At 66.1% G+C, this 26,419-nt stretch carries 23 protein-coding genes and 1 tRNA gene; 11 read left to right on the top strand and 13 right to left on the bottom strand.

Annotated elements, in window-relative coordinates; all coding sequences use genetic code 11:
• Positions 1-181 precede the first annotated feature (181 nt).
• The 3 genes from KF887_11680 to KF887_11670 all read right to left on the bottom strand — a co-directional run bounded on the left by KF887_11680 (position 182) and on the right by KF887_11670 (position 1,688).
• Complete coding sequence (locus tag KF887_11680) at positions 182-1,135, bottom strand: hypothetical protein (protein QYK40110.1); 954 nt, start codon at positions 1,133-1,135, stop codon at positions 182-184.
• Between the two features lie 116 nt (positions 1,136-1,251).
• Positions 1,252-1,452 carry a hypothetical protein gene (locus KF887_11675; protein ID QYK40109.1) on the bottom strand — a complete coding sequence of 67 codons (201 nt, stop codon included), beginning with the start codon at positions 1,450-1,452 and terminating at the stop codon, positions 1,252-1,254.
• On the bottom strand, positions 1,452-1,688 hold the full coding sequence (locus tag KF887_11670; GenBank protein ID QYK40108.1) for a hypothetical protein: 237 nt from the start codon (positions 1,686-1,688) through the stop codon (positions 1,452-1,454). Before KF887_11670 ends, KF887_11675 begins: the two co-directional genes overlap by 1 nt.
• A 227-nt stretch (positions 1,689-1,915) precedes the next feature.
• Between KF887_11670 and KF887_11665 the strand changes: the two genes are divergently transcribed.
• The 5 genes from KF887_11665 (at position 1,916) to KF887_11645 (ending at position 11,040) form a co-directional block, all read left to right on the top strand.
• Positions 1,916-2,653, top strand: coding sequence for a response regulator transcription factor (locus KF887_11665; protein ID QYK40107.1), 738 nt, complete (start codon positions 1,916-1,918; stop codon positions 2,651-2,653).
• A 21-nt stretch (positions 2,654-2,674) separates the two neighbouring features.
• The gene (locus KF887_11660; GenBank protein ID QYK40106.1) at positions 2,675-6,646 is read left to right on the top strand and encodes a PAS domain S-box protein; all 3,972 of its coding nucleotides are present in this window, start codon (positions 2,675-2,677) and stop codon (positions 6,644-6,646) included.
• A 325-nt stretch (positions 6,647-6,971) separates the two neighbouring features.
• Positions 6,972-9,500, top strand: a complete 2,529-nt coding sequence (locus KF887_11655; protein ID QYK43546.1) for a hypothetical protein — start codon at positions 6,972-6,974, stop codon at positions 9,498-9,500.
• A gap of 388 nt (positions 9,501-9,888) precedes the next feature.
• Positions 9,889-10,176 (top strand): hypothetical protein, encoded by a 288-nt coding sequence (locus tag KF887_11650; protein QYK40105.1) that lies wholly within the window; start codon positions 9,889-9,891, stop codon positions 10,174-10,176.
• A 99-nt stretch (positions 10,177-10,275) separates the two neighbouring features.
• Positions 10,276-11,040 carry a winged helix-turn-helix domain-containing protein gene (locus tag KF887_11645; protein ID QYK40104.1) on the top strand — a complete coding sequence of 255 codons (765 nt, stop codon included), beginning with the start codon at positions 10,276-10,278 and terminating at the stop codon, positions 11,038-11,040.
• A 75-nt stretch (positions 11,041-11,115) separates the two neighbouring features.
• On the opposite strand, the gene KF887_11640 is transcribed toward KF887_11645, so the two are convergent.
• A tRNA-Leu gene (locus tag KF887_11640) sits at positions 11,116-11,199 on the bottom strand.
• Between the two features lie 198 nt (positions 11,200-11,397).
• Between KF887_11640 and KF887_11635 the strand changes: the two genes are divergently transcribed.
• Genes KF887_11635 through KF887_11620 form a run of 4 tightly spaced genes read left to right on the top strand, consistent with a single transcriptional unit; the run spans position 11,398 to position 14,167 of the window.
• Entirely contained in the window at positions 11,398-11,976 is a 579-nt protein-coding gene (locus KF887_11635; GenBank protein QYK40103.1) for a DedA family protein, read from the top strand.
• Positions 11,973-12,443 (top strand): disulfide bond formation protein B, encoded by a 471-nt coding sequence (locus tag KF887_11630; protein ID QYK40102.1) that lies wholly within the window; start codon positions 11,973-11,975, stop codon positions 12,441-12,443. The genes KF887_11635 and KF887_11630 overlap by 4 nt, the downstream gene beginning before the upstream one ends.
• Before the next feature lie 51 nt (positions 12,444-12,494).
• Positions 12,495-14,006 carry a deoxyribodipyrimidine photo-lyase/cryptochrome family protein gene (locus KF887_11625; protein QYK40101.1) on the top strand — a complete coding sequence of 504 codons (1,512 nt, stop codon included), beginning with the start codon at positions 12,495-12,497 and terminating at the stop codon, positions 14,004-14,006.
• On the top strand, positions 14,006-14,167 hold the full coding sequence (locus tag KF887_11620) for a DUF2256 domain-containing protein (protein ID QYK40100.1): 162 nt from the start codon (positions 14,006-14,008) through the stop codon (positions 14,165-14,167). Before KF887_11625 ends, KF887_11620 begins: the two co-directional genes overlap by 1 nt.
• 16 nt (positions 14,168-14,183) lie before the next feature.
• On the opposite strand, the gene KF887_11615 is transcribed toward KF887_11620, so the two are convergent.
• A complete protein-coding gene (locus KF887_11615) occupies positions 14,184-14,435 on the bottom strand; it encodes a BolA family transcriptional regulator (protein QYK40099.1) in 252 nt (83 codons plus the stop codon).
• 95 nt (positions 14,436-14,530) lie between these two features.
• Here KF887_11615 and KF887_11610 point away from each other — a divergent pair, with 95 nt between their 5' ends.
• Positions 14,531-15,163: a J domain-containing protein gene (locus KF887_11610; GenBank protein QYK40098.1), complete on the top strand. Its 633-nt coding sequence runs from the start codon at positions 14,531-14,533 to the stop codon at positions 15,161-15,163.
• Between the two features lie 2 nt (positions 15,164-15,165).
• On the opposite strand, the gene recG is transcribed toward KF887_11610, so the two are convergent.
• From recG to KF887_11590, 4 genes are all read right to left on the bottom strand, one after another.
• Entirely contained in the window at positions 15,166-17,253 is a 2,088-nt protein-coding gene (gene recG, locus KF887_11605) for an ATP-dependent DNA helicase RecG (GenBank protein QYK40097.1), read from the bottom strand.
• Positions 17,250-19,502 (bottom strand): NAD-dependent DNA ligase LigA, encoded by a 2,253-nt coding sequence (ligA, locus tag KF887_11600; GenBank protein QYK40096.1) that lies wholly within the window; start codon positions 19,500-19,502, stop codon positions 17,250-17,252. Before ligA ends, recG begins: the two co-directional genes overlap by 4 nt.
• Before the next feature lie 57 nt (positions 19,503-19,559).
• Positions 19,560-20,270 carry a response regulator transcription factor gene (locus KF887_11595; GenBank protein ID QYK40095.1) on the bottom strand — a complete coding sequence of 237 codons (711 nt, stop codon included), beginning with the start codon at positions 20,268-20,270 and terminating at the stop codon, positions 19,560-19,562.
• A gap of 94 nt (positions 20,271-20,364) precedes the next feature.
• On the bottom strand, positions 20,365-20,643 hold the full coding sequence (locus KF887_11590) for a DUF1153 domain-containing protein (GenBank protein ID QYK40094.1): 279 nt from the start codon (positions 20,641-20,643) through the stop codon (positions 20,365-20,367).
• 118 nt (positions 20,644-20,761) lie between these two features.
• Here KF887_11590 and mnmA point away from each other — a divergent pair, with 118 nt between their 5' ends.
• Positions 20,762-21,898: a tRNA 2-thiouridine(34) synthase MnmA gene (mnmA, locus tag KF887_11585; protein QYK40093.1), complete on the top strand. Its 1,137-nt coding sequence runs from the start codon at positions 20,762-20,764 to the stop codon at positions 21,896-21,898.
• 78 nt (positions 21,899-21,976) lie between these two features.
• On the opposite strand, the gene KF887_11580 is transcribed toward mnmA, so the two are convergent.
• The 4 genes from KF887_11580 to KF887_11565 all read right to left on the bottom strand — a co-directional run bounded on the left by KF887_11580 (position 21,977) and on the right by KF887_11565 (position 26,325).
• Positions 21,977-22,768 (bottom strand): FAD binding domain-containing protein, encoded by a 792-nt coding sequence (locus tag KF887_11580; GenBank protein ID QYK40092.1) that lies wholly within the window; start codon positions 22,766-22,768, stop codon positions 21,977-21,979.
• A 10-nt stretch (positions 22,769-22,778) separates the two neighbouring features.
• Positions 22,779-25,151: a xanthine dehydrogenase family protein molybdopterin-binding subunit gene (locus KF887_11575; protein ID QYK40091.1), complete on the bottom strand. Its 2,373-nt coding sequence runs from the start codon at positions 25,149-25,151 to the stop codon at positions 22,779-22,781.
• Positions 25,152-25,277: 126 nt separating this feature from the next.
• On the bottom strand, positions 25,278-25,763 hold the full coding sequence (locus tag KF887_11570) for a (2Fe-2S)-binding protein (GenBank protein QYK40090.1): 486 nt from the start codon (positions 25,761-25,763) through the stop codon (positions 25,278-25,280).
• Between the two features lie 37 nt (positions 25,764-25,800).
• Entirely contained in the window at positions 25,801-26,325 is a 525-nt protein-coding gene (locus tag KF887_11565; GenBank protein QYK40089.1) for a carbon monoxide dehydrogenase subunit G, read from the bottom strand.
• Between the last annotated feature and the right edge of the window lie 94 nt (positions 26,326-26,419).

Below are 26,419 nucleotides of genomic sequence, written 5' to 3'. Positions count from 1 at the left end.
GCTCATCCGCGCCAACGACCTTGAAGACAGCGCCCGGAAGTTCCCATTCGGATGTGTGTGGAGTCGATTGCGCGAAACCGCAAGAAAATCCCATGCACGCCATGAGTCCAGGCAAACAGATCGGCAATCGGGGGCCGGACTGTGTCGGTGGTGCAATCAGATCTTCGCCGAAAAACAACTGCTAGGAGAGTAACTCCGGAATGAGGATGCTTACGGTTGTTCCCGACCCCGGTGCGGTAACGAATCGCACCCTCCCCCCGGCGTTTTCCGCAAAGGTTCTGACGCTGGTCAGGCCAAGGCCGGTTCCCTGTGCGCTGTCCTTGGTCGAGAAGAAGGCATCGAAGGCACGAGCGGCGACCTCAGGCGACATGCCGCAGCCGTCGTCGCGAACCGAGATGCGGACATAGGGGCCGGGCGCCAGCCCCGCCTCCGTCGCCTCGGCACCCGAGACCGCGACGCGATCGGCTGTCACCCTGATCACGGACCCTGCGGGCGACGCATCGCGCGCGTTCAGGATCAGGTTCATCAGCGCGCCATCCAGCATCGCCACCTCGACGAAGATCATCATCCGTCCAGCCGATGTGGTCACCTGCAACTGTGCGTGCGGGGCGATGGCCTTGGCTGCCAACCCTTCAATCTGGCGCAACCACTCGGCCACGTCCAGCTCGCGCGGGGCCGCCGGGCGCTGGCGGGCAAAGGCCAGCAGTCGGGCGACAAGCTCGGCGCCGGATTCACCCGCCCGCAGAACCTGTTCGACCCGCGCCCTGGCCTCGGGTCGGTCGTGCAGCAAATCCTGCAGCGTCTCGGCATTTCCGATGATGACCACCAGAAGGTTGTTGAAGTCATGCGCGATGCTGCTGGCAAATAGCCCGACCGTACGCAGGTTCTGGGACTGCGCCGCCATCTTCGCCGCACGTTCGGCCCGCATCAGTTCCGCGCGCGTGAGGATGCCGATCAAACCGGCAGACAGGATAACGAAGAATATGCCCTTCAACGTGTCCACCCGGGGTGTCCACCCCAGACGGCCACCGCCAAGAACAATCCAATCCGAAACGATGATGTAGACGACACCGAGAACCAGATAGATTCCGGCAACACGATAAGATCCGAAGTGTTTCGGGAAACGCAGCTTCAAAGCGGACGATCTCGGGCAAGTTCGTCCCAGAGTTGCACAAATGGCAAAGCCCGGCCAGATGAAACTCTGGCCGGGGCCTCCGGGAAGAATCGTGTCGACTTTGCTGCAACGCCTTGTCAGGCGTAGGCCTCATCCGTCTTGGAAGAGGTCCGGAAATACGAAACGCCCCAAGCGAGCGCCAGCAGCCCCAGCCCGACTGCCCAGCCGGCGCCGAAATATGCCAGAACGATGCTGCCCGCCCCGCCGCCGCCGACCGCTGCCAGGATCGCTGCCACAATCCCGGCAATGCCGCCGCACAGGAAGGCCACCACCGCCATCACTGGCTCCGCCCGATGCCGGCCGCCGGCGTGGCACGCCCTGCGGCGGACAGAAGGAACGCCGGACCCGCAATGCGATGGTCCTCGAACCAGGCCTGCAACTCGTCCCAGATGTCCGCGGGCGAGCAGCTTGCGTAGCTCAGCGCATCAAGGAGCCGAAGCTCCAGATCGCGCGGAAGCTTCTCGGGCCAGTTGCCGGTGGGAATTTCGTGGTTCCAGTTCTTCAGTTCGCTCATGACGCGTGCCCGCCCTTGCCGATCCATCGTCCCTGGCAGCTGGGTACCGTTCGGGACATGGATCCGGTTGTCGGACAGGTCCTTGCAACGCGTTTCGATGAAATGTGCAAATTCGTGCAAATCGCTCGGGGATGGCCAATCATCTGGCCTTGCACAACCACTGTGTGTATCGTTCGTGACCGCAACCCGTTCCAAGGGGGGCAATGGCGTTGTGATGGAAGACTGACGTGTCAAGACCCCGCATTCTGGCCGTGGACGACGAGGCGGCAATACTTGAACTGCTGGCGAACACGCTCGAAAGCGAGGGATACACGGTTGAGGGTGTGACCACCGTCGCCGCATTCCGTGAGCGCGTGCGCGAAGGCGCGTTTGAGATGTTCATCATCGACCTGACGTTGCCGGACGGAAACGGCTTCAACCTGATCCGCGAGCTGCGTCCGACCACGCAGGCCGGCATGATCATCCTCACCGGCCGCGGCAGCGAGACCGATCATGTCGTGGGTCTGGAGATCGGCGCGGACGACTACGTCACCAAGCCATTCCGCCCGCGCGAACTTGCCGCGCGGGTGAACGCCGTGCATCGCCGGTCGTCGGCGATGCAGCAGGCCGCGCATACGGTAGCGGATCCTGTCCCCGCCCCGGTCCCCACGCGCGGTCCCGCCATCGACCATGAGTTTGACGGCTATCGTGTCAGCACATCGGCGCGCCAGGTCTGGTCACCCGACGGCGAGGAGGTCATGCTGACGACGGCGGAGTTCTCGGTTCTCGTGGCGCTGCTGGAGCGCAGGGGCCGCGTGCTGTCGCGCGACCAGATCATGACGCTGGCCAAGGGGCGGGATTGGGAAAGCTATGACCGGGCCATCGACGGGCTGGTGAGCCGCCTGCGTCGCAAGATACCCAAACCGGCGGGCGGCGGTCACTATATTCGAACGGTTCACAGCGTGGGCTATGTCTTTGGCGGTTGAAGGAAGGGCGCGCGGAGCACGATGACCCTCTTTGACCAGTTCAACGGCAATGTCCGGAACTTCTTTGACGTGATCCCCACGCCGATGTGGATCTTCGACCGCGAGACGCTGGCCATCCGCGATGCGAACCGGGCCGTCTGCACCCTTCTCGGATATGGCCGCGACGAGCTTTGCACCAAGACGATCGCCGATCTGCGGCCACCACCCGAGGCCGAGGCGATATGGCACTCGGTGGCGCGGTTCACGCCGCCGGAGGCAGCCGGGGGCCGCTGGCACCTGCGGCACCGCTGCGGCACCTATGTGCTGGCGCAATTCCATTGGCAGGCCATCACCCATCTCGGACGGCCATCGATCCTGGCCACGATCCATGATCTCAGCGCCGAAGCGTCGCTCGAATCCGAACGCCAGGACCTGCTCGACACCACTGAACGGCTGCGCCGCGAGGCCGAAATCGCCGCGCGGCAGTTCCAGAACCTGTTCGAGTCCCTGCCTGGCCGGTTCCTCGTGCTGACGGCCGATCCGGCCAGCCTGATCGTCACGGCGAGCAACAACTATCTCGACGTCACGATGACCCGCAGGGAAGACATCGTGGGGCGGTCGCTCTATGAGGTGTTTCCCGACGACCCCGAGGACCCCGATGCCGACGGGACCGAGGCGATGCGCCAGTCTCTGGCATATGTCGTGTCCTCCGGAGTGCCGGACGCCATGGGCATCCGGCGCTACCCGATCCCGCGCCCTGCCGCCCTGGGTGGCGGGTTCGAGGAAAGGTACTGGAGCATCATCAACGCGCCGCTGCATGACTCCACCGGAAAGGTGGGCTTCATCATACATCGCGTCGAGGACGTGACCGACTTTGTGCGCCAATATGCCAGCACCGGAACGCTCAACCCTGATCTTGCGACGGAACTGCTGACCCGCACGCGCGAGCTTCAGTCGGCGAACGACCGGCTGAAGGAGGTCGGCGCCAACCTGCGCACGGCGCAACGGCTGATGAAGCTGGGCCTGTGGCGGCTGAATGTGGAAACCGGCGCGGTCTGGACATCCGGGAACTTCGACCATCCGGTCGAGATCGACCATGCCGGCCGGTCGACGCAGCTCGACCGCTTTTTTCAGGCCATCCATGCCGAGGACCGCGAGCGGACCGAGCAGGAACTGAAGGACTTCATCGACGGTGACGCCAAGACCTACGGCTTCGAGTTCCGCACGATGGCCCGGGACGGCACGATCCGGCATCTGCGGGGCGCGGGAGAGAAGACCGAAACCGACGCGGGCCGCTTTGTCACCGGCGTCGTCCAGGACGTCACCGAGACGGTTCAGGCAGGGCAGCGGCTGGACCGGGCAAGCCAGCTTATCCAGATCGCGGGATCGATCGTCCGGGTCGGCGGCTGGTATCTGGATCTCGAGCGCCAGGAATTCGAGTGGACCTCGGAAACCGCGATCATCCACGGCTTCAACCCCGACCATTCCCCGACGATCGACGAGGCGGTCGAGTTGTTCATCCCGTCCGACCGTCCGCGCATACGCGAGCTTGTCTCGACCTGCGTGCGGGATGGCACCGCCTATGACGAGGTGATGCACATCGTCCGCCAGACCGGCGAGGAAGTCCCGGTTCGGGCTGTCGGTCGGGCCCTGCGCAATGCCGACGGGCGGATCGTCGGCCTCTACGGGGCGATGCAGGACATCACGGAACTCGTCGCGATCCACGACCGCAACGAGGAACTGCGCCTCCGGCTGCTGCGTGCATTCGAGAGCATGGGCGATTCCGTCTATATCATCGACCGGGACGGGCGGCTGGAATATGTGAACGCGCAGGCCGAGCGCAGCACGGGCGCACCGCGCGCGTCCCTGATCGGGCGTTCGATGGAAGATGTCTTTCCACCCGCCGCCCACACGCCGATCCGCGAGGCCCATGCCCGCGCGGTGGCCGACGGGGCTGCCGTGCGGATCGAGCAATACCTGCCCGAACCGCTGGACCGCTGGCAGGAGATCACGATCGACCCCGGAGAGGACAGCTTTGCAGTCTATGTGCGCGACGTGACCCGCGACCGACAGCAGACCGAAAAGCTGCGCCTCATGGAAGCGGCCGTCTCGCATCTGAGCGATGCGGTGACGATATCGGAACTGTCGGATGCGCCGGGCGGCCCGGTTGCCAGGATCGTGCATGTCAACGCCGCCTTCGAGCGACGGACCGGCTTTGACAGGGCCGAGGTCATCGGCAAGACGTCGGCGATCCGCCACGGTCCCGAAACCGACACCGCTCTGGCGCGGGCGATGCAGGCGGCCGTTTCGCTCGGGCGCGCGGCACGTGGCGAACTCGTCGTCTACAGCCGAAATGGTCAGCCGACCTGGATCGAGACCGAGCTGACGCCGATCCTCGGGGCAGACGGAACGCCTACGCATTGCGTGGCCGTGGACCGCGACATCAGTTCGCGCAAGCTGGCCGAAGAGGTTCTGCGGGTCTCGGAACAGCGGTTCCGTCTGGTGGCCGAGGCGACGAACGAGGCGATCATCGACCTCGACGCGACCACCGACCGCGTCTGGTCGAACGAACGCATGTTCCAGCTGTTCGGGTATCGCGCGGGCGACCTCGCCGCAACGGAATCCTCCTGGTTCGCCCGCATCCATCCCGATGATCGCCACCGCGTTCGGTCGAGTTTCGAGGCCGCCGTGGCCTCTGACACATCCAGCTGGACGGAAACCTATCGCTACCGTCGTGCAGACGGCAGCTTTGCCACCATCCAGCATCGCGGCACCCTGGTGCGCGCGCCGGACGGCAAGATGACCCGGTTCGTCAGCCTGATCGATGACCAGACAGAGACGATCCGGGCGACCGAGCACCTGCGCGAGGCACAGAAGCTCGAGGCGCTGGGGCAACTGACCGGCGGCATCGCGCATGATTTCAACAACCTGCTGACGATCATTCTGGGCAATGCGGAACTTCTGTCGGAACAGATCACCGACCCCCGCCTGCGCAGGATGGCAGAGCAGTCGGTGACTGCCGCCGAACGGGGTGCCGAACTGACCAGTCGGCTCCTGTCCTTCGCGCGACAGCAGCCTCTGGCCCCCAAGGTGTTCGATCTGGGCGCCTTCCTTCTGTCCATGAAACCACTCCTGCGGCGCGCGCTGACCGAGGATGTGGAGATCGACTTTGCCATTCCGGCGGAAAAGCGTCTGGCCGAGGTCGATCCGGGGCAGTTGGAACTTGCCATCCTGAACCTTGCCATCAACGCCCGCGATGCCATGCCTGACGGCGGAAAGCTGACCGTCGGCATCGCCGACAAGCCCGAGGCGGCATCCGCGCCGACGGAAGACGGGCTGCGCATGGGCGACTATGTCGAACTCTACGTTGCCGACGAAGGGCACGGCATGACCCAGGAGGTGCTCGAACGTGCCTTCGAGCCCTTCTTCACCACGAAGCCCGACGGCACCGGAAGCGGTCTCGGGCTCAGCATGGTCTATGGCTTCGTCAAGCAATCCGGTGGCCATGTCGAAATCCGGACGACTCCTGGCGCAGGATGCACGGTGCGCCTGTTCCTTCCCGCCGTCCTCGAACCCGTGCGCGACGCTGCGTCATCGGTCGGCGGGTCCACCGAGGCTCCGTCGTCGCGACGCATCCTGGTTGTCGAGGATGATGAATTCGTGCGCGAGCACGTCATGCAGCAGTTGCGCAGCCTCGGCTATGTCGTCGTGACGGCGGAAGACGGAAATCGCGCCATCTCGTACTTGCAGACCGGGGAAGCCGTTGACCTGCTGCTGACCGATGTCGTGATGCCCGGCGGGATCAACGGGCGAGCATTGGCCGAAACCGCGCGTCGCCTGCGGCCCGGGATCCGGGTTCTGTTCACCTCGGGCTACACCGAGGACGCCTTGATGCAGAACGACCGCCTGGCACCGGGGACGCTTCTGCTGTCCAAACCCTACCGCCGCAACGATCTGGCCCGCATGGTCGCCGTCGCGCTGGACACGCGACCGGATGGCGCAACGGTCGACTGACCGCGCAGAATTGCCCAAGAGTGGTGGTTTCAGGCCCCGCCCGCCCCTGTTCCGCTGCTTGAACGGGCAGCGCGGGCGGCGTTTGCAAGAATTGTAGAAGAATTTTCGCAAAACTCACGGTTTCACACAGCGCGCCCGAACACCCGCACAGACTGGCACGTCTGCCGGAAACCTCCTGAAAGCCCCGCCCTTACCCACGGCCCTGACCGGAGCGGCATGACAGGGCACGACACCTCGTCCTTGCAGCCGTCCCCGGAGGAACGCGCTGGCAGGGGGACGGGACTTGATCAACTTCCGGATCAATCCGAACGAGATCGCGACGAACATGATGGACGGCGGGCAGGCCGTGATGGCGCCCGGGCTGTTCGGTGGAATCTCGGTCAACCGCAGCGGCACGGAAGGCCAGGCGTTCCAGCAGTCGGTCGGAGAGCTTGGCCTGACCCATCTGAGATGGCCGGGTGGCACCCTGTCGGAGACCGCGATCGTGACGCCGGGCGGTTCGGTCCGGCTCGACTACAATCCGGCGCACAGCTACGCCTATGACCTTGGCTATCCGGATCTCCTGCACCATGCGGCCCTGTTCAACGCGGATGGAACACCGACCGGGCGGTCGGGCTTCACCGAGATGCTGCAGACCGCTATCCAGAATGATGCGTCATTCTCGGTCATCCTTCCAACGCTCCGCTATCTGGACGATCCGTCCGAGGCAGGCGAGGACACGACCGATTTCCTGAACGCGCTGTTCGTCGAGGGCCGCTGGAACGGCGGCAAGCTGCCCAAAAAGATGATCCTCGACGTCGGCAACGAAAACTACGATCCGGAATCCTACGCGCGCGTGTCCATCGAGATCCTGCGCAGCGTTGCCGATTTCCGCGCCGAGCACCCGGAGATCGCGTTCGACATCGCGTTCCAGGCGATGCAATCGGGCGAAGAAACCACTCTGCTGATCGACTGGATGACAAGCCTTCAGCAACCCGGCGACGAAGGCATCCTTGCCGAGATCGACCATGTGCGGGTTCACGACCTGCGCCACGGCCTGCACAACCTTCGCAACATCGAGCATGGCAAGAAGGCCGATGCGCTGTTTGAACTGCGCGACGCGATCCTCGAGGACCGCATGGCACTGGGGCTGGACAACCTGCCAGAGGTGGGCGTGTACTTCTCGGCCTGGACCGTCAGCCCCAACGATGTCGACCCCAGCCTTCTGCTGCCGATGCCGAGCGCCTCGGCAATGCTGTCGCTGTTCACCGGCATGGCCGAACTGGGGACAGACCACGCGGCGGCCTGGGGCGTCGGGATGGAGAACGCCACCAGCCCCGTCACGATGACGTGGCAAGACCCTGCCACCGGCGATTTCCACCTTTCGCCGCATGGCGAGGTGTTCCGCCAGATGTCGGAAATCCTGCCCGGCATGCGCCTGGTGGACCATGCCGCGCTCGACGCGGGCCGCACGACGCCGGTCAACCTCTATGCCTTCAGTGACGATGCCAAGGTCGTCATCTTCCTTGCGGCAAACGACCTGCCCGCCAACGGCATGCCGGTCGAGATCGACCTCTCGGAATACGGCCCGATCGCCAATGTCTGGGCAGAAAGCGTGTCCGTCGAGAACGGCATCACGGGCAAGCCCGTCGTCACCAATCCTGCCGTGACCGTCGACGGATCGAGCGTCGCGGTTGACATGACCGACGATTACCAGGTGATCCGCATCGTGGTGACCCGCACGAACCCCGGCGACGATCCGGTCTGGATGCGGGGTGGCGACGGCAATGACGCACTGGTCGGCAGCACGGCGGACGACCGGCTGGAGGGTGGTGCGGGCGACGACACGCTGTCGGGCGGCAAGGGCAACGACAGGCTGTTCGGCGGCGCGGGCAAGGACAGGCTGAATGGTGGCGTCGGCAACGACCTGCTGCACGGCGGCGACGGCGACGACACGCTGGAAGGCGGCAGCGGCGACGACACGATTCACAGTGGCAACGGCAATGACTTTGTGTTCGGCGGCATGGGTGCTGACACGCTGGTGATCGGTGGCGGCAGCAACAGCGTGTCCGGCGGAATGGGCGCCGACAGGTTCTTCATCGACCCGAACGGCGAGACGGTGCTGATCGACTTCGATCCGTTCAAGGGCGACATCCTGTCGTTCGGCGATCTCTACGGCGACCGCGAGGCTTTCGACAAGGCGCTGTCGGTGGGTGATTTCACCAACGCGGGCGAGGCGCGCGACCTGAAGATCACACATGCGGGCATGGGGGCCACGGTGATCCTGGGCGGTGCGTCGATGGTCGACGCGGTTGCGCATTCGGTCCTGAACCTGGGCGGCGCCCTGCCCGCCCCGACGGCACCGACGGAGGGCGTCTGGCAGAACCCCACGTCTTCCGCGGCCCCGCCGCCCGCGGCGCCGGTTTCGCCCATCCCCCAGCCCCCTGCCGCACCGCCGGCCCCCACCTCTCCGACATCGCCCGCCGATCCCGGCACCGGTGCCGGAAATCCACCTGCACCGGGCGGCAATGATGACGGCCTGATGCGGCCCCCCCGACCTGGCGAGGGGGATGACGACGACGAAGAGGACGACGAGGAGGACGAGGACAGCGACGGCGGCAGCTCCGACGGCGCGAACGGTGCCTGTTTCGTCGCGACGGCGGCCTATGGCAACCGCCTTCACCCCGAAGTCGTCTGGCTGCGGCACTGGCGTGATACCGTGCTCGTCCGTTCGGCCGGTGGCCGTGCCTTCATCCGGTTCTACTGGAAGGTCGGTCCTGTGATGGCACGGCATGTGCGGCCCGAGCAGCGCAGCGGCCGGTTCTTCCGCAGCCTGATCCGCGGCATCATCGCCGTCCTGCGGCACATCCACTGATATTCAACCATAAGGCGATATAAACTCGCGTTATGGTTTTGGCCGAACCCTCGCCGCATCGCTGACGCATTCCCGGGGCATCCTGCCTTCTGTGGCGACGCGACCGGCGAATCGCGCCATTGCACGTCCACTTCGGTTCAGACCGGCTGCAAATGCGGTTTGCAGCACGGGTCCTGTGACGCGGACCGACCGATTTGTACATTTTGACACAAATCGCGCACGACCTTGCATAGCTCCGCACAGCGCTTGGGAACTTCAACGGATTCTTTTTTCTAACGTCCCCTCAAGCAGCAAGGCAGCCGGATGGTTTGCGCCCTCGCTGCGACACAGGGCCGATGCCCCGAACGGGCGAAGCGGCGGGGCAAACGGACGGACGAGGAACAGAGCCATGCAAGCATCGATGATCCAAAAGGCAAGACTGGGGCGCAACGAAGCCATCTCGCGCCGCCTGAACCTGGCTGAAGCCAGCCATGCTGACACCGGCGCCGAGATGCTGCGGAAAGCGCGTCAAGGTCGTCTGGACGCGCTCTATGCGCGCCACGGCGGCAAGATCATCCTGTTCCGCCAGCCGAACCGGCTGCCGCAACTGAGCCTGTCGGCATCCATGCGCGTGGTCCCCTTCGGCAAGACCTCCGTCGCGGCACGCGACATCGGCTACCCGCAGCTGGTCCAGTAGTCGGCTGAACACATCGGGCCGGAGCCGCTCCGCCGGATAGGGCAACCGGTATCGCGCGGCTCCACGCGGCCTCTCCTAAGATTGAAATGGTGGGAAAACATGAAACGGCTTTACCTGATTCATCGCGATGCGGCCTTCGCCAAGCGCTGTGTTGCTGCGTTTGATCCGAACGAATACGAGGTCGAGGTGTTCCGCAATCCGGACCTCGCGCTGACCGCGTTCTTCCGTCGCATGCCGGATGCCGTGATCCTGGACATCAGCGACGAAAGCCTCGACGGCATCCGCATCATGCACAAGATGCGCGCCACGTCGACCGTCCCGGTCATCCTTCTGACGACGAACTCGGAAGAGATCGACGAAATCATGGGGCTGCGGCTGGGCGCGGATGCGGTGCTTCGGCAGAGCATCTCGACGCATCTTCTGGCGGAATGGGTGAAGTCGCTGATCAAGCGGCATCAGGAGCTTCTGGGCGCAGGCAAGGATGGCAAGCTGATCGAGAAGACGCTGAAGGCGGCCGATCTGGTGATGGAGCCCTCGCGGCTGGTGGCCTACTGGCGGGAACATGAAATTCCGCTGACCCTGACCGAGTTCAAGCTTCTTTCGGCCCTGGCCGCCCGCCCCGGCGTGGTCAAGTCGCGTGAATCGCTGATCGAACTGATCCACAGCAACGGCGAATATGTCGACGAGCGCACGATCGACAGCCATGTGAAGCGCATCCGCGCCAAGGTGCGGGAAGCGGATCCCGAATTCGCCTGCATCCAGACCGTCTATGGCATCGGCTACCGCTTCAACGCCGCCAAGACCGACCGCAAGCCGCGGATCGAATCCGATCTGGGCGCCTATCCGGCACGGCTGAACGGCTGAACAGCACACACGCCAAAGACAAGGGCCACGCCGATAGCGTGGCCCTTGTCTTTTTGGCGCCGTCCCGGAGCACGCTGGTGCGGGTGGTCGGAGTCGAACCGACATACCTTGCGGTGGGGGTTTTTGAAACCCCTGCGTCTACCATTCCGCCACACCCGCACGCCGCATGGTCTCGGTGCCATTGCCGGCCCGGAACCCTTGCTCCGCCATCCATACAGGGCAGACCAGCCGTCCCGCAAGGGCCTGGGGGCGCGGGCGGACGCTGCAGCGTCGGCGAATTCCGCCCCTTCCTGGCTGGCGCGGCTTGACCGCGCTGCGGGCGCGTGATGCATGGCGGCGATCGCGAGGAAGGCCGCCATGATCCGCCGCATGTATGACTGGACGCTCGCCCTGGCGGCACATCGGCACGCGATATGGTGGCTCGCGGCCGTGGCCTTTGTCGAAAGTTCGGTCTTTCCGATCCCGCCCGACATCCTGATGATCCCGATGATCATCGCGGCACCGCGTCGGGCGTTCCTGATCGCGGCGGTCGCGACGCTGTTCTCGGTTCTGGGCGGCCTCTTCGGCTACTGGATCGGTGCCGTCCTGTTCGAAAGTGTCGGCCTTCCTGTGCTGACCTTCTATGGCAAGACCGACGGCTTCACGACCTTTGCCCAGGCCTACAACGACTGGGGGGCCTGGGCCGTCCTGATCGCCGGTGTCACGCCCTTTCCCTACAAGGTCGTCACCATATTGTCGGGATCGACCGGCCTGTCGCTGCCGGTGTTCATCCTGGCCTCGATCCTGGCCCGAGGGCTTCGGTTCTTCGTCGTGGCGGCCCTGCTGTGGCGGTTCGGCGCACCGATCCGTGACTTCATCGAGCGGCGGCTCGGCCTTATGTTCACCATCGCCGTCGTGCTTCTGCTCGGCGGCTTTGCGGCGGTGAGGTTCCTGTGACGCGCAACGCTTGGGTTCTTCTGGCGACCTGCGGATCGGCCGCGCTGCTGCTGGGCGCGCTGGCGTTCCAGTACGTCGGCGGGCTGCATCCGTGCGTCCTGTGCATATGGCAACGCTGGCCGCATCTCGCTGCGGTGGCGATCGGGATCGCGGCGCTGGCGCTTCCGGGCCGGTTGCTGCCCGTGCTGGGGGCGGTGGCGGCACTGACGACGGCTGGCATCGGCCTCTTCCATGCCGGGGTGGAACAGGGCTGGTGGGAAGGGCTGGCCTCTTGCTCCGGTGGATCGCTCGCGGGCCTTTCGGCGCAGGCATTGCTCGATCCGACCGTCACGGTCGCAGCGCCGGTGCGCTGTGACGCCGTGGCATGGGCATTCGCCGGCCTGTCGATGGCAGGCTGGAACCTGGTGATCTCGGTGGCGCTCGCCGGTGCCTGGCTGATCGCGGCGCGGGCGCCCGCACGCGGTTGAACCGGCGCGCGGCGCTTTACGAATCGCGCGCAGGCGCTAGATGTTTGTTCCATGAATGTTCTGCTCTGGTTCAAGCGTGACCTGCGCATCCACGACCATCCCGCCCTTGCCCATGCGGCGGGCCTGGGTGCCGTGCTGCCGCTCTACATCGTCGAGCCGGAGTACTGGCATCTTCCCGACACCTCGGCCCGGCAATGGGCCTTTGCGGCCGAAAGCCTGGCCGACCTTCGGGCGGCGCTGGCCGATCTGGGGGCACCGCTGGTGGTGCGGACGGGTGACGCGGTCGAGGTGATGTCGCGGATGGTCCGCCAGCACCGCGTCGACCGCATCGTCAGCCATGAGGAGACCGGAAACCTCTGGACCTACGCGCGGGACCGGCGCGTCGCGGCATGGGCACGAAACTTGGGCATGCCCTGGGATGAACTTCCGCAATCGGGCGTGGTGCGGCGCCTCGCGTCGCGTGACGGCTGGGCGGCGCGGCGCGAAGCCTTTGTCGCCGCGCCGCAGGCGGAGACCCCGGCAGCGCTGCGCGCTGTTCCCGGGGTGGAACCCGGCGCCATACCCACCGCACGCGCCCTGCGTCTGGCCGAGGATCGCTGCCCCCATCGCCAGCCCGGCGGGCGTGCCCAGGCGCTGTTGCTGCTGGAAGGGTTCCTGACGGCGCGTGGCCAGACCTACCGCAGCGACATGTCCTCGCCCGTCAGCGGCGAACGTGCCTGTTCGCGCGTATCGCCGCATCTGGCCATGGGCACGCTTTCGGTGCGCGAAGCCAGCCAGGCCGCCGCCACCCGGGCGGGCGCACGCCCATCCGGGGGCTGGGCCGGATCGCTTGCCTCGTTCCAGTCGCGGCTGGCCTGGCGCGACCACTTCACGCAGAAGCTCGAGGATCAGCCCACGATCGAGACCCGATGCCTGCATCCGGCGACCGAGGCCCTGCGGCCGCGACACCCTGACGCTGTCCGCCTGAAGGCATGGGCGGCCGGTGAAACCGGTGTGCCCTTCGTCGATGCATGCATGCGCTATCTGGCCGCAACCGGATGGCTCAACTTCCGCATGCGGGCCATGGTGACGTCGTTTGCGGCCTATCACCTCTGGCTCGACTGGCGGGCGACAGGTCCGGTGCTTGCACGGATGTTCACCGACTATGATCCGGGCATCCACTGGCCACAGGTGCAGATGCAGTCGGGCACGACCGGCATCAACACGATCCGCATCTACAATCCGGTGAAGCAGGGCTACGACCAGGACCCCGGCGGCGTTTTCATACGCCGCTGGTTGCCCGAGCTGGCCTCGGTGCCCGCCGGTTTTCTGCACGAGCCGTGGCGCTGGCCCGACGCCCGCACCCTGCGCTACCCCGAACCGGTGGTCGATCCCGCAGCCGCCGCACGGCTGGCACGGGAAACGGTATGGGTGGCACGGCGCGGCGCCGCGTTTCAGGCCGAGGCGGCGCGCATCGCCGACCGCCATGCAAGCCGCGCCGACGCCGCTGGCCGCTTTGTCAATGACCGTGCCCCACGCCCCCGCCGCACCGTGGCAACGGCGCAGCTGAGCCTGGATCTGTGATGCCGCGCGGCGTGAAGAAGACCGATCTGCCGGAAAAGACCTGCGTGACCTGCGGTCGCCCCTTCACCTGGCGCAAGGCCTGGGCCAAGGTCTGGAATGACGTGAAATATTGCTCGGATCGCTGCCGGGGCACAAGGAAGACGCGCGCGCCCGGTGGATGACGACCCGCAGCGGCGCCTATCCCAGATCGAGTGCAAGCGCATGGATGCGCGTTGTCAGGTCACCCAGGGCACGATGCACCGCCCGGTGGCGCTCGACCCGCGACAGCGGTGCAAGGGCCGCCGCACGCAGTTTCACGCGAAAGTGGCTTTCGCCCGACCCGTCGTCGCCCGCATGCCCCGCGTGGCGATGGCTGTCGTTCACGACCTCGATCACGTCGGGTGCAAAAGCCTGTGTCAGGCGGTCGCGCAGCAACTGTTCCATCGCCATTTGGCCCCTGCCCCCTTCAATCCGCCACACATTCCCCTAAACTCTGCCCTCCGAGTCGAAAAGGCCCCTCCCGGCCCCATCGGAAAGGATCCCTGATGGCTGACCGCCCGCCCTTCGAATTCGACATGCGCGTCTCTGCCGACAAGAAGCGGCGCAAGACCGGACGACGCGGCCTGACCGGTGCGGTCGAGGGTGCCGACCGGCCCTGCGACTTTGCCGGATGCCGGGAACCCGGTCAGTTCCGCGCACCCAAGTCCCCCGAACGGCTGGATGAATACTTCTGGTTCTGCAAGGATCATGTGCGCGAGTACAATCTGAAGTGGAACTTCTTCCAGGGGACCACCGACGAGGAATTCCAGGCCTTCCTGAACACCGACCGTGTCTGGGGCCGCGCGACGCAACCCTTCGGCAAGCGCCCTGACGAAGGTCGCGTCTGGTCGCGGCTGGGCGTGGACGACCCGGTCGGCATCCTGGGCGAGAAAGCCACCAAGAACCCCGGCCCGACGTCCAGCGCAACCCGCAAGCTGCCGCCGACCGAACGCAAGGCGCTGGAGATACTGGATGCCAGGGATACCTGGACGAGAACAGAAATCAGAAAGCAATACAAAAGCCTGGTGAAGGATCTTCATCCTGACATGAACGGCGGCGACCGCAGCGACGAGGATCGCCTGCAAGAGGTCGTCTGGGCCTGGGACCAGTTGAAGGACAGCCGGTTCTTCCGCGAATGAGCCTAGCCCACGCCGATCAGCCGGATCGCCCGGTCCTGATCCAGCAGCCAGAGCAGCATCCGCACCGCCGCCCCTCGGGCTGATGCAAGTTCGGGGTCGGATGCGAGCAGCGCGCGCGCGTCGCTCTGCGCCACAGCCATCAGCGCCGCCTGCCGTTCCAGATCAGCAATGCGGAACCTCGGCAGGCCGGATTGCGCCGTCCCGATCAGATCGCCCGCGCCCCGCATTGCCAGGTCCTCCTCGGCGATACGAAACCCGTCCTCAGTGTCGCGCAGGATCTTCAGGCGACGCTCGGCCGCCTCGGACAGCGGCGCCTGATACATCAGCAGGCAGGTCGACTGCGCCGCCCCGCGGCCGACCCGGCCGCGCAACTGATGCAGTTGCGCCAGTCCGAAGGTCTCGGCCCGCTCGATCACCATGATGCTGGCGGCGGGCACGTTCACCCCGACCTCGATCACCGTCGTCGCAACCAGCAGCCGCGTATCCCCTGCCACGAAGCGCGCCATCGCCGCATCCTTCTCGGTCACGGGCATCTGGCCGTGGACCAGGCCGACGACACCCTCGCCAAAGGCCGCGCGAAGCGCGGTGAACCGCGCCTCGGCGCTGGCGTAGTCCAGCACCTCGCTGTCCTCGACCAGCGGACAAACCCAATAGGCCTGTCGCCCGTCGGCCAGGGCGCGGTGCAGATGCGCGATCACTTCATCAAGCCGTCCGGCCGAAACCATGGCCGTGGACACAGGTTTCCGCCCGGGCGGTTTCTCATCCAGCACCGACACATCCATGTCACCATAGGTGGCCAGCGCAAGGCTTCTTGGAATCGGTGTGGCGGTCATCACCAGCACATCTGTCGCGGCCCCCTTGGCGCCCAGCTCCATGCGTTGCGCCACGCCAAACCGATGCTGTTCATCGACAACCGCCAGCCGCAGGTCGTGAAACTCCACATCCCGCTGGAACACGGCATGCGTGCCCACCAGAATTTGCAACCTCCCGTCGCGCAGCGCTGCCAGCTTTTCCGAACGGTCCGACCCCTTGTCGCGCCCGGTCAGGATGTCGAGCCGGACACCCGCCGTGTCCGCCAGCGGCTGCAACCCCGCCAGATGCTGCCGGGCGAGGATTTCGGTAGGCGCCATCATGACGCCCTGCCCCCCCGCCTCGACCGCGATCAGCAATGCAAGGAAGGCGACCAGTGTCTTGCCCGACCCCACGTCGCCCTGCAGCAGCCGGTTCATCCGCAGGGGCGCCGCCATGTCGGTGGCTATCTCGGCGACCGCCCGGGTCTGGGCGCCGGTCGGGGCATAGGGCAGCCGGGTCAGCACGCGCCGTTGCAGCGCGCCGGTGCCCGCCGTCGTGCGCCCCTTGCCGCGCCGCTGTACCTGGCGCGCAAGGGCCAGCGTCACCTGATGCGCGAACAGTTCGTCATAGGCAAGACGTGCGCGGGCAGCAGCCGTGGGAGCCAGATCGACCACGCCGCGGGGTCCGTGCGCCGCCGTGACGGCCGCCCGCCAGTCCGGCCAGCCCTCGCGCAGCTTCAGCGCCGGGTCGATCCACTCGGCCAGATCCGGGGCCCGACGGATCGCCCCCTGCACGGCGCCCGCCACCTGGCGCTGTGTCAGCCCGGCGCCCAGCGGATACACAGGCTCGAACAGGGGCAGGTCATCAGCTTCTTCCGGGCGCAGCATATGGTCGGGGTGGACCATCTGTGCGATGCCATCGAACAGTTCCACCTTGCCCGAAACCACCCGGCGCGTGCCTGTGGGCAACTGCGCCGTCAGCCACTCCGCCCGGGCGTGGAAGAAAACGAGCTGAAACTCCAGTTCAGCGTCCTGGACCATGACGCGATAGGGCTTGCCGCGCGACCGGGGCGGCAGGTGGACGCCGACGGTCACCTCGACCGTGGCCACCGCAGGCAGCACCACATCGCGCAGCGAGGCCCGGCGGGACCGATCGATCCCCCCTGCAGGCAGGTGATAGAGCAGATCCTTCGGCCGCGTCAGGCCGAGCGCTGCCAGGGCCTTGGCGCCCTTGGGCCCCACGCCCTCAAGCGTTTCAAGCTCCGCGAACAGCGGAAAAAGTTCGGGTGGCCGCGTCATGCGTCGCCGACAAGGGCAAGCCAGCCATCCTCGTCAATCGTCCGCACACCCAGTCGGGCGGCCTCTTTCGCCTTTGATCCCGCCCCGGGGCCAGCGACCAGAAGATCCGTGCGCGCGCTGACCGATCCGGCCACCTTTGCGCCCAGTGCCTCGGCCCGTGTCTTGGCCTCGGCCCGGGTCATCCGCTGAAGCGTGCCGGTGAAGACAACCGTAAGGCCCGCCACCGGGCTGGCCACCGGCGCCCGCGCGGCGACCGGCTGCACATCCAGATGCGCGACGAGCGCATCGATGGCGGCGCGTTCGGCCGGGTTGGCGAATGCGGCGACCAGGCTGTCCGCCAGCGTCTCGCCCACGCCGTCAATGGACAGCAGCGCCTGCCAGTCGGGGCCCGCCCGGTCGTCTGCGGCCGTGATCGCGGCCTCGAAGGCCGGCCACGTGCCATAGTGCCGGGCCAGCAGGCCCGCGGCCACCTCGCCCACGTGCCGGATGCCGAGTGCAAAGATCAGGCGGTCCAGCGGGATGGTTCGCCGCGCCTCGATCGCCGCGAACAGGTTGTCGGTCGACCGGTCTCCAAATCCCTTGCGGTTCCTGAGCTTGCGCAACGGGTTTGCGGCATCGCGCGCAGCCAGCGTGAAGATGTCGGCGGGCGTCCTGACCGACAGGTCGGCATCGGCAAAGAACATCTCGATCTGTTTCGCGCCCAGGCCCTCGATGTCGAAGGCGCCCCGGCTGACGAAGTGCTTGAGCCGCTCGATCGCCTGGGCGGGGCAGATCAGGCCACCCGTGCAGCGGCGCACCGCATCGCCGGGCTCGCGCACCGCCGGGCTGCCGCATTCCGGGCACTCCGTCGGAAAGACAAAGGGGTCTGTGCCATCCTTGCGAAAGGACAGATCGACATCGGCGATCTTCGGGATCACGTCGCCCGCCCGGTACACCTGCACCCGGTCGCCCGGCCGGATGTCGCGTCCCGCGCGGATCGGGTTGCCCTTCGCATCCCGTCCGGCAATGTAGTCTTCATTGTGAAGCGTCGCATTGCTGACGACCACGCCCCCCACCGTCACCGGCCGCAACCGCGCCACGGGACTCAGCGCGCCGGTTCGGCCCACCTGGATGTCGATCCCGTCAAGAATCGTCCAGGCCAGTTCTGCCGGAAACTTGTGCGCGATCGCCCATCGGGGCGTGGCCGAGCGGAACCCCAGACGACGCTGCAGCGCAAGGTCGTTGACCTTGTAGACCACGCCGTCGATGTCATAGCCCAGTGTCGCGCGCTGCGTCTCGACTGCGGCGTAGTGGGCAAGCAGATCTTCGGGACTGTCGCAGAGGCGGGTCAGCGGGTTCACCGAGAACCCCAGCGTGGCCAGCCGTTCGATGGCCCCCATCTGGGTCTCCGCCAGCGGCTCGGACAGTTCCCCCCAGGAATAGGCAAAGAACCGCAGGGGACGGGCCGCCGTGATGCGCGCATCAAGCTGGCGCAGCGAGCCTGCCGCAGCGTTGCGCGGATTGGCAAAGGTCTTGCCGCCCTGGGCGGCCTGCCGCTCGTTCAGCGACGCAAAGTCGGCGTGGCTCATGTAGACTTCGCCGCGCACCTCGACGATGGCAGGCACTGGCGCGCCGGAAACCACCGAAACCCCGGCACCACGAGGCGCCCAGCCGCCATCGTCCGCAGGTGTTGCGGAACGGGATGGATCGGTATCGTCCCCGCCCGGGACAAGCAGCTGCGGGATATCGCCGATGGTGCGGGCATTCGCGGTCACATCCTCGCCCGTCTCGCCGTCGCCGCGTGTCGCTGCCTGCACCAGCCGCCCGCCCTCGTAGCGCAGCGACAACGACAGCCCGTCGATCTTGGGTTCTGCCGTGAAGGCCAGCGGTCCGGAATGGTTCAGATAGTCGCGCACACGACCGACGAAATCCTCGACGTCCGCTGCGTCGAAGGCATTCTCGAGGCTCAGCATAGGCACCGCATGGCGCAGCTTGCCAAAGCCCTCTGCGGGTGCGGCGCCGATGCGGTCCGAGACGCTGCCCTGGCGCTTCAGGGCGGGAAAGCGCGCCTCGATCGCCGCGTTCCGCCGCTTCAGCATGTCATAGTCGGCATCCGGAATGTCGGGCGAATCCTCGGTGTGATAGGCACGATTCGCCGCCGCGATCTCCGCTTCCAGCCGGAGAAGCTCGGCCGTGGCCTCTGCCCCGGTCAGGGCATCGACCGGCTTTGACGCCAGATCCTGCCCGGTTCCACCCTGCGCGCTTTTCATCCGCCCCTCCGCCGCCGCGGACAGAGGTTTAGGCGCCACCCGCCCCCGCGTAAAGCGTCATGCCCCGAGCGCGAGGCGCGCCGACACCCCCGGACCCGGATCGCGCAGCACATAGCCGCGCCCCCAGACGGTCTCGATGTAGTTCTGCCCCCCGGTCGCCTCGGCAAGCTTCTTCCGAAGTTTGCAGATGAAGACATCGATGATCTTCAGCTCGGGCTCGTCCATTCCGCCATAAAGATGGTTCAGGAACATCTCCTTGGTCAGCGTGGTGCCCTTCCGCAGGCTGAGCAGTTCGAGCATCTGGTATTCCTTGCCGGTCAGGTGAACCGCCTTTCCCTCTGCATCGACCGTCTTGGCGTCGAGATTGACCGCGATCTTGCCGGTCCGGATGACCGACTGCGCATGGCCCTTGGACCGGCGGATGATGGCGTGGATGCGTGCCACCAGTTCCTCGCGATGGAACGGCTTGGTCATGTAGTCGTCCGCGCCGAAGCCGAAACCCTTTAGCTTGCTGTCGGTGTCGTCCGACCCCGACAGGATCAGGATCGGCGTCTCGATCCGGGCCATGCGCAACTGGCGCAGCACGTCATGCCCGGACATGTCGGGCAGGTTCAGGTCCAGCAGGATCAGGTCATAGTCATAGAGTTTCGCCAGGTCGATGCCGTCCTCGCCCAGATCGGTGCAATAGACGTTCAGGTTGGCGTGGGTCAGCATCAGTTCGATGCTGCGTGATGTGGTCGGGTCATCCTCAACCAGAAGGATCCGCATCGTGCACTCTCCGCGTGGCAGCCGCTTCGTTAACGACACTGGTGTGCAATGGTTAACGCAGGGTTACTCTGTCAGAGATTGCAGTATAAACAACTTAAAGTTGTCTATACTTCTGTATCGCCGTGACTTTCAGCGCCTTCTCGCCATGCGCCTCGACCGCACGGCGCCAGAGCGCGAACTCCTCGGCCGAAAGTCCATAGCGATCCAGCGCCTCGGATTCGGTGATCAGGCCAAATACGACAGCCCGGACCACCATCGCCTTGCGGCTGGCCACCCAGCGCCGCGTATCGGGCGCGGGCAGATCGGCCCGGTTCAGAACGCTGCCATCCGGCAGCGTGACCTGCCGTGGCCCGTCCACACGTTTGAGATACATCACACGACCCTCGTCCATCCCGGGGCATCGTTGCGCAACTGGCTTAAGCAAGGGTGAAGCCACCCGGTTGCGCGTAGATTGCATTTTCCTGTATTGCAGGGCTTCCCCGGAGAAACCCATGCGCGACCTGCCCCTCAACACGCTCGGCCTGCCAAAGGCACCCCAGGATACCCGTGTCGTGGTGGCGATGTCGGGCGGTGTCGATTCGTCGGTCGTGGCGGCGATGCTGAAGGACGAAGGCTATGACGTGGTCGGCGTCACGCTGCAGCTTTACGATCACGGTGCCGCGTTGGCAAAAAAGGGCGCCTGCTGCGCCGGGCGCGACATTCATGACGCGCGGCGCGTCGCCGAGACGATGGGCTTTCCGCATTACGTGCTGGACTACGAGAACACGTTCCGCGAGGCGGTGATCGACGAGTTTGCCGACGCCTACCTGGCGGGGGCGACGCCGGTTCCCTGCATCCGGTGCAACGAACGGGTGAAGTTCAAGGACCTTCTGGAAACCGCGAAGGATCTTGATGCCGACTGCATGGCGACGGGCCACTATATCCGGCGCCGGATGGGCCCGGGCGGACCGGAACTGCATCGTGCCGCCGACCCGGCGCGGGATCAGAGCTATTTCCTGTTCTCGACGACGCGCGCGCAACTCGACTACCTGCGTTTTCCCCTTGGCCACCTCACATCAAAGGCCGAGACCCGTGCCCTTGCGGCGCGCTATGGCCTGCCCGTGGCGGACAAGCCCGACAGCCAGGACATCTGCTTTGTGCCGAATGGCAACTACGCCGCGGTAATCGAGAAGCTGCGCCCCGGCGCGGCCGATCCCGGCGAGATCGTGGACACCGAAGGCCATGTTCTGGGCCGTCACCGGGGCGTGATCCACTACACCGTCGGGCAGCGCAAGGGGCTCGGCATCGGGGGATTGGGCGAGCCGCTGTTCGTCCTGCGTCTCGACCCCGCGACGCGGCAGGTCGTGGTCGGACCCAAGGCGGCACTGGCCACCCGCCGCGTGCCGCTGCGCGAGGTGAACTGGCTGGGTGACGAAGCGCTGTCGGACGGATCGGCGCATGATGTGCTGGCGCGGGTCCGGTCCACCCGCGAGCCCCGGCCGGCGATCCTGCGGGGGTTGCCGAATGGCGAGGCCGAGGTGGAGCTTCTGTCAGCCGAAGAAGGGGTCAGCCCCGGGCAGGCCTGCGTCTTCTATGCACCCGACAGCACGCGGGTGCTGGGCGGTGGCTGGATCTGGCGCGGCCGCTGACGCGGCCCCCGCCATGTTCCACTCCCTGAGCGCAGGCATGGTTGGCGCCGGCCCGTAACGGCTGGCGCCAACTCAGGATCAATGCGCGGCCGCCACCGCGCGCTTGGTCATCACCTTGACCAGATGCGCGCGATACTCCGGTGTTCCGTGCAGGTCGGCGATCATGTCATCGGCGGCCGGCGGGGAAAGCGCCTCGATGGCCGCCGCCGTGAAGCTTGCCGACAGGGCCGCCTCGGCCTCGGCCCAACGGAAGACCCCGTTGTTCGAAGCCCCGGTGATCGCAACCCGCACACCATCCGGATACTTCGCCACGAACGCCGCTGTCAGCGCAAAGCGGCTGGCCGGTTGCACGAACTTGGCATAGGCGGCCTTCTGCGGAACGGGAAAGGCAACTTCGGTGATGATCTCTCCCTCGTCCAGGGCCGTGGCGAACATGCCCTGGAAATAGTCGTCGGCCGCGATGTGGCGGCGGTTCGTCACGATTGTCGCGCCGGACGCCAGCGCGCCCGCCGGGTAGCAGGCCGACGGGTCATTGTTGGCCAGGCTGCCGCCGATGGTGCCACGGTTGCGCACCATCGGATCACCGATCTGGCCGGCCAGCGCCGCCAGGGCCGGGTAATGCGCCGCCGCGTCCCGCGCGACATCGGCATGGGTGGTGGCCGCGCCGATGGAAAGGCCATGGTCGCCCATGCAGACGCCCTTCATCTCGGCAATCCCCGTCAGCGAGACCAGCACCGCCGGAGCCGCCAGGCGCTGCTTCATGGTCGGCGTGAGCGTTTGCCCGCCCGAAAGCGCCTGTGCCCCCTCGGCCGAAAGCGCGTTGACCGCCTCGGCCAGGGTCGCGGGCTTCACGAACTCGAAATTGTGCATCGCAACCTCCTCAGGCGTTCATCGCGGCCCAGACGCGCGCCGGCGTCAGGGGCATGTCGATATGGGTGATGTGGGTATGGCCTGCCCGGTGAAGCGCATCGATCACCGCGTTGACCACCGCCGGGGGCGACCCGATGGCCCCTGCCTCGCCACAGCCCTTCACCCCCAGGGGGTTGTGGGTGCAGGGCGTCACGCAGGAATGGTCGACATTGTAGAACGGCAGGTCGTCGGCGCGTGGCATGGCATAATCCATGAACGACCCTGACAGAAGCTGCCCGTTCTCGTCATAGGCGCAGTTCTCCAGCAGTGCCTGGCCGATCCCCTGCGCCAGCCCGCCATGCACCTGCCCCGACACGATCATCGGGTTCACCACGTTGCCGAAATCGTCGGCCGCGCTGAACGCGAGGATCTCGACCCTGCCGGTCTCGGGGTCCACCTCGACCTCGCAGCCATAGGCACCGGCCGGATAGGTGAAGTTCGACGGATCGTAGAAGGCCGTTTCCTCCAGCCCCGGTTCCATCGATTCCAGCGGATAGTTGTGCGGCACATAGGCGGCGAGGGTGACGCCGACCCAGTCGACCGACTTGTCGGTGCCGGCCACGCTGAACTTGCCGTCCTTGAGCTCGATGTCGCCCTCGGACGCCTCGAGAAGGTGGGCTGCGATCTTTTTGGCCTTGTTGATGATCTTGTTCGTCGCCTTGACCAGTGCCGAACCGCCGACCGCAAGCGAGCGAGAGCCGTAGGTGCCCATGCCCATCGGCGTGTTCGAGGTGTCGCCATGCACGATCTCGACCTGGCTTGCGTCGATCCCGATCATCTCGGCAACAACCTGGGCAAAGGTCGTCTCATGGCCCTGCCCGTGCGAATGCGAGCCGGTGAAGACGCTGATCGAGCCGGTGGCATTCACCCGCACCGTGGCGGACTCATACAACCCCGCCCGTGCGCCCAACTGCCCCACGAGGTTCGACGGCGCGATGCCGCAAGCCTCGATGTAATGGGCAATCCCGAAGCCGCGCAGCTTGCCGCGTGCCTTGCTTTCCGCCGCCCGCGCCGCGAACCCGGCATGGTCCGAGATGTCCAGCAGCTTGTCCATCGTCGCCTGGTAGTTGCCGGTGTCATAGACCACGGCGACCGGCGTCTGATAGGGAAACTGGTCGGGCGTGATGAAGTTCTTGCGCCGCAATTCCACCGGATCGACGCCCAGCTCGCGCGCCGCCTTGTCGACGATCCGTTCCAGCTGGAACGTCGCCTCGGGCCGCCCCGCACCGCGATAGGCATCGACCGGCACGGTGTTGGTGAACACCGCCTTCACGTTCACATAGATCAGCGGCGTCTTGTAGTTGCCCGCCATCAGCGTGCCGTGCAGCCACGTCGGGATCGAAGGCGCGAATGTCGAAAGGTAGGCGCCCATGTTGGCGTAGGTTTCGGTGCGGATCGCGGTGAAGTTGTGATCGGCGTCCAGCGCCAGTTCCATCTTCGTGACATGGTCACGGCCCTGGGCATCGGAAATGAACGCCTCGCTGCGCGATGCGGTCCACTTGACCGGGCATTTCAGCTGTTTGGCCGCAAAGGTCACCGCGGCCTCTTCGGCATAGTGGTAGATCTTCGATCCGAACCCGCCGCCCACATCCGGCGCCACCACACGAAGCTTGGATTCGGGGATGCCCAGCACGAAGGCGCCCATCAGCAGGCGGATCACATGCGGGTTCTGGCTGGTGGTGTAGAGCGTGTGCATCCCCGAGTGATCCTCGTAGTCGCCCACGGCGACACGGGGTTCCATCGGGTTGGCCACCAGCCGGTTGTTCACCAGCTCCAGCGTGATGTGATGCGCGGCCTTGTCGAAGGCCTCGTTCACGGCCGCCTTGTTGTCCTCGACAAAGCCCCAGTCGTAGCAAAGGTTCGACGTCAGCTCGTCATGCACCTTGGTGGCGCCCTCGGCCAGTGCGGCCTTCATGTCCAGAACCGGCGGCAGTTCCTCGATGTCGACGGTCAGCGCCTCGGCGGCGTCGCGCGCCCGTTCCAGCGTGTCGGCCACGATCATGGCAATGGGGTCGCCGACATGGCGCACCTTGCCGTCGGCCAGCACCGGGTGCTTCGGTTCCTGCATCGGCTTGCCGTGGCGGTCGGTCACCTGCCAGCCGCAGGGCAGCCCGCCCACCCCGGCGAAGTCGGCAGCCGTGAAGACGCGGTGCACGCCGGGCATCGCGGCGGCCGCAGCCGTGTCGATGCCCAGAATACGACCGTGCGCCACCTCGGACCGCACGAAATGCGCATGAAGCTGGCCACGAATGTTGATGTCGTCGGTATAGCGGCCCTTCCCGGTCAGGAACCGCACGTCCTCGCGCCGCTTGCTGCTGGCGCCGATGCCACCGTCTTTGGGCATGTCTCTCTCCCTGGGTTCTCGATGGCGCCGCGCAGAATGGCGCGGCACCCTGTCCTGCCGGGGCTGTGCCGATGGGCACCCCGCCCCATGGGCCTCAGGCGCGTGCAGCCACGCACCAGCCGCCCGTCACTCCGCCGCGATGGCGCCCACGTCCTGCCCGCTTGCGGCCAGCACGGCCTTGACGATGTTGTGGTAGCCGGTGCAGCGGCAGATGTTGCCTTCCAGATGGTGGCGCACCTCGGCCTCGCTGGGTCTTGGGTTGTCGGCCAGAAGGGCGGCCGAAGCCATCACCATGCCCGGCGTGCAGAACCCGCACTGCAGCCCGTGATGATCCTGGAACGCCTGCTGCAGGACCGACAGCGATCCGTCGGCATTCGCCATCCCCTCGATCGTGCGGACCTCGGCGCCGGCCACGTCCATGGCGAACACGTTGCAGGATTTCACCGCCTTTCCGTCCACATGCACAGCGCAGGCACCGCATTGCGCGGTGTCGCAGCCGACATGCGTGCCGGTCAGGCCCAGGCCGTCGCGCAGGAACGACGACAGCAGCGTTCGCCCCTCCGCCTCGGCCGAGACCGCCTTGCCATTCACGGTCATCGTGATCTTTGTCATTGCTTCCTCCCTTGGGATACCTGGGTGAGGCGAGGGTTCAGCCGATCAGGCGGCGGAACCAGCCCTTTTTCTTTTCCGGTCCTGCCGTATCGCTCTCGGCGGCAACCGCCTCCGGTTCGGCAGGGCCCTCGACCGCGTCCTGGAAACGCGAGAAGAACTCGTCGGCCAGCTTCTTGGCAAAGCCGTCGATGATGCGGCTGCCGAGTTGCGCCAGCTTGCCCCCGACATTCGCCTCGACATCATAGGTCAGGCGCGTACCGCCCTCGATGGCGGCAAAGGTGACGTTGGCGCCGCCCTTGGCAAAACCCGCAGGTCCGCCCTTTCCCTCGCCCGAGATGCGCAGCGACTGGCCCTCGACGATGTCCGAGATCCTGACAACCCCGGTAAACGTGGCGCTGACCGGCCCGACCTTCTGCTTGACCACGGCCTCGTAGCCATCGCCGACCGAACCCGTCAGGCTCTGGCAGCCCGGCACGCAGACCTTCAGCACTTCGGGATCAAGGATCGCGGCCCAGACCGTCGCCGGATCGGCCTTGATGTCACGCGCATCGGAAAGCTGCATGGTGTGGTCCCCCTCCGGTCTGTCCGGGACCATACGAAAGGCCCCTGTCGCATGCTATGCGACCTTGATCGTAAAGCCTGTTCCGGTCCAGCCT

Source organism: Paracoccaceae bacterium, from assembly GCA_019454225.1.
Classification (GTDB): Bacteria; Pseudomonadota; Alphaproteobacteria; order Rhodobacterales; family Rhodobacteraceae.
The sequence above is the reverse complement of the archived record's forward strand: the minus strand, read 5'-3'. Positions and strand labels throughout refer to the sequence as shown.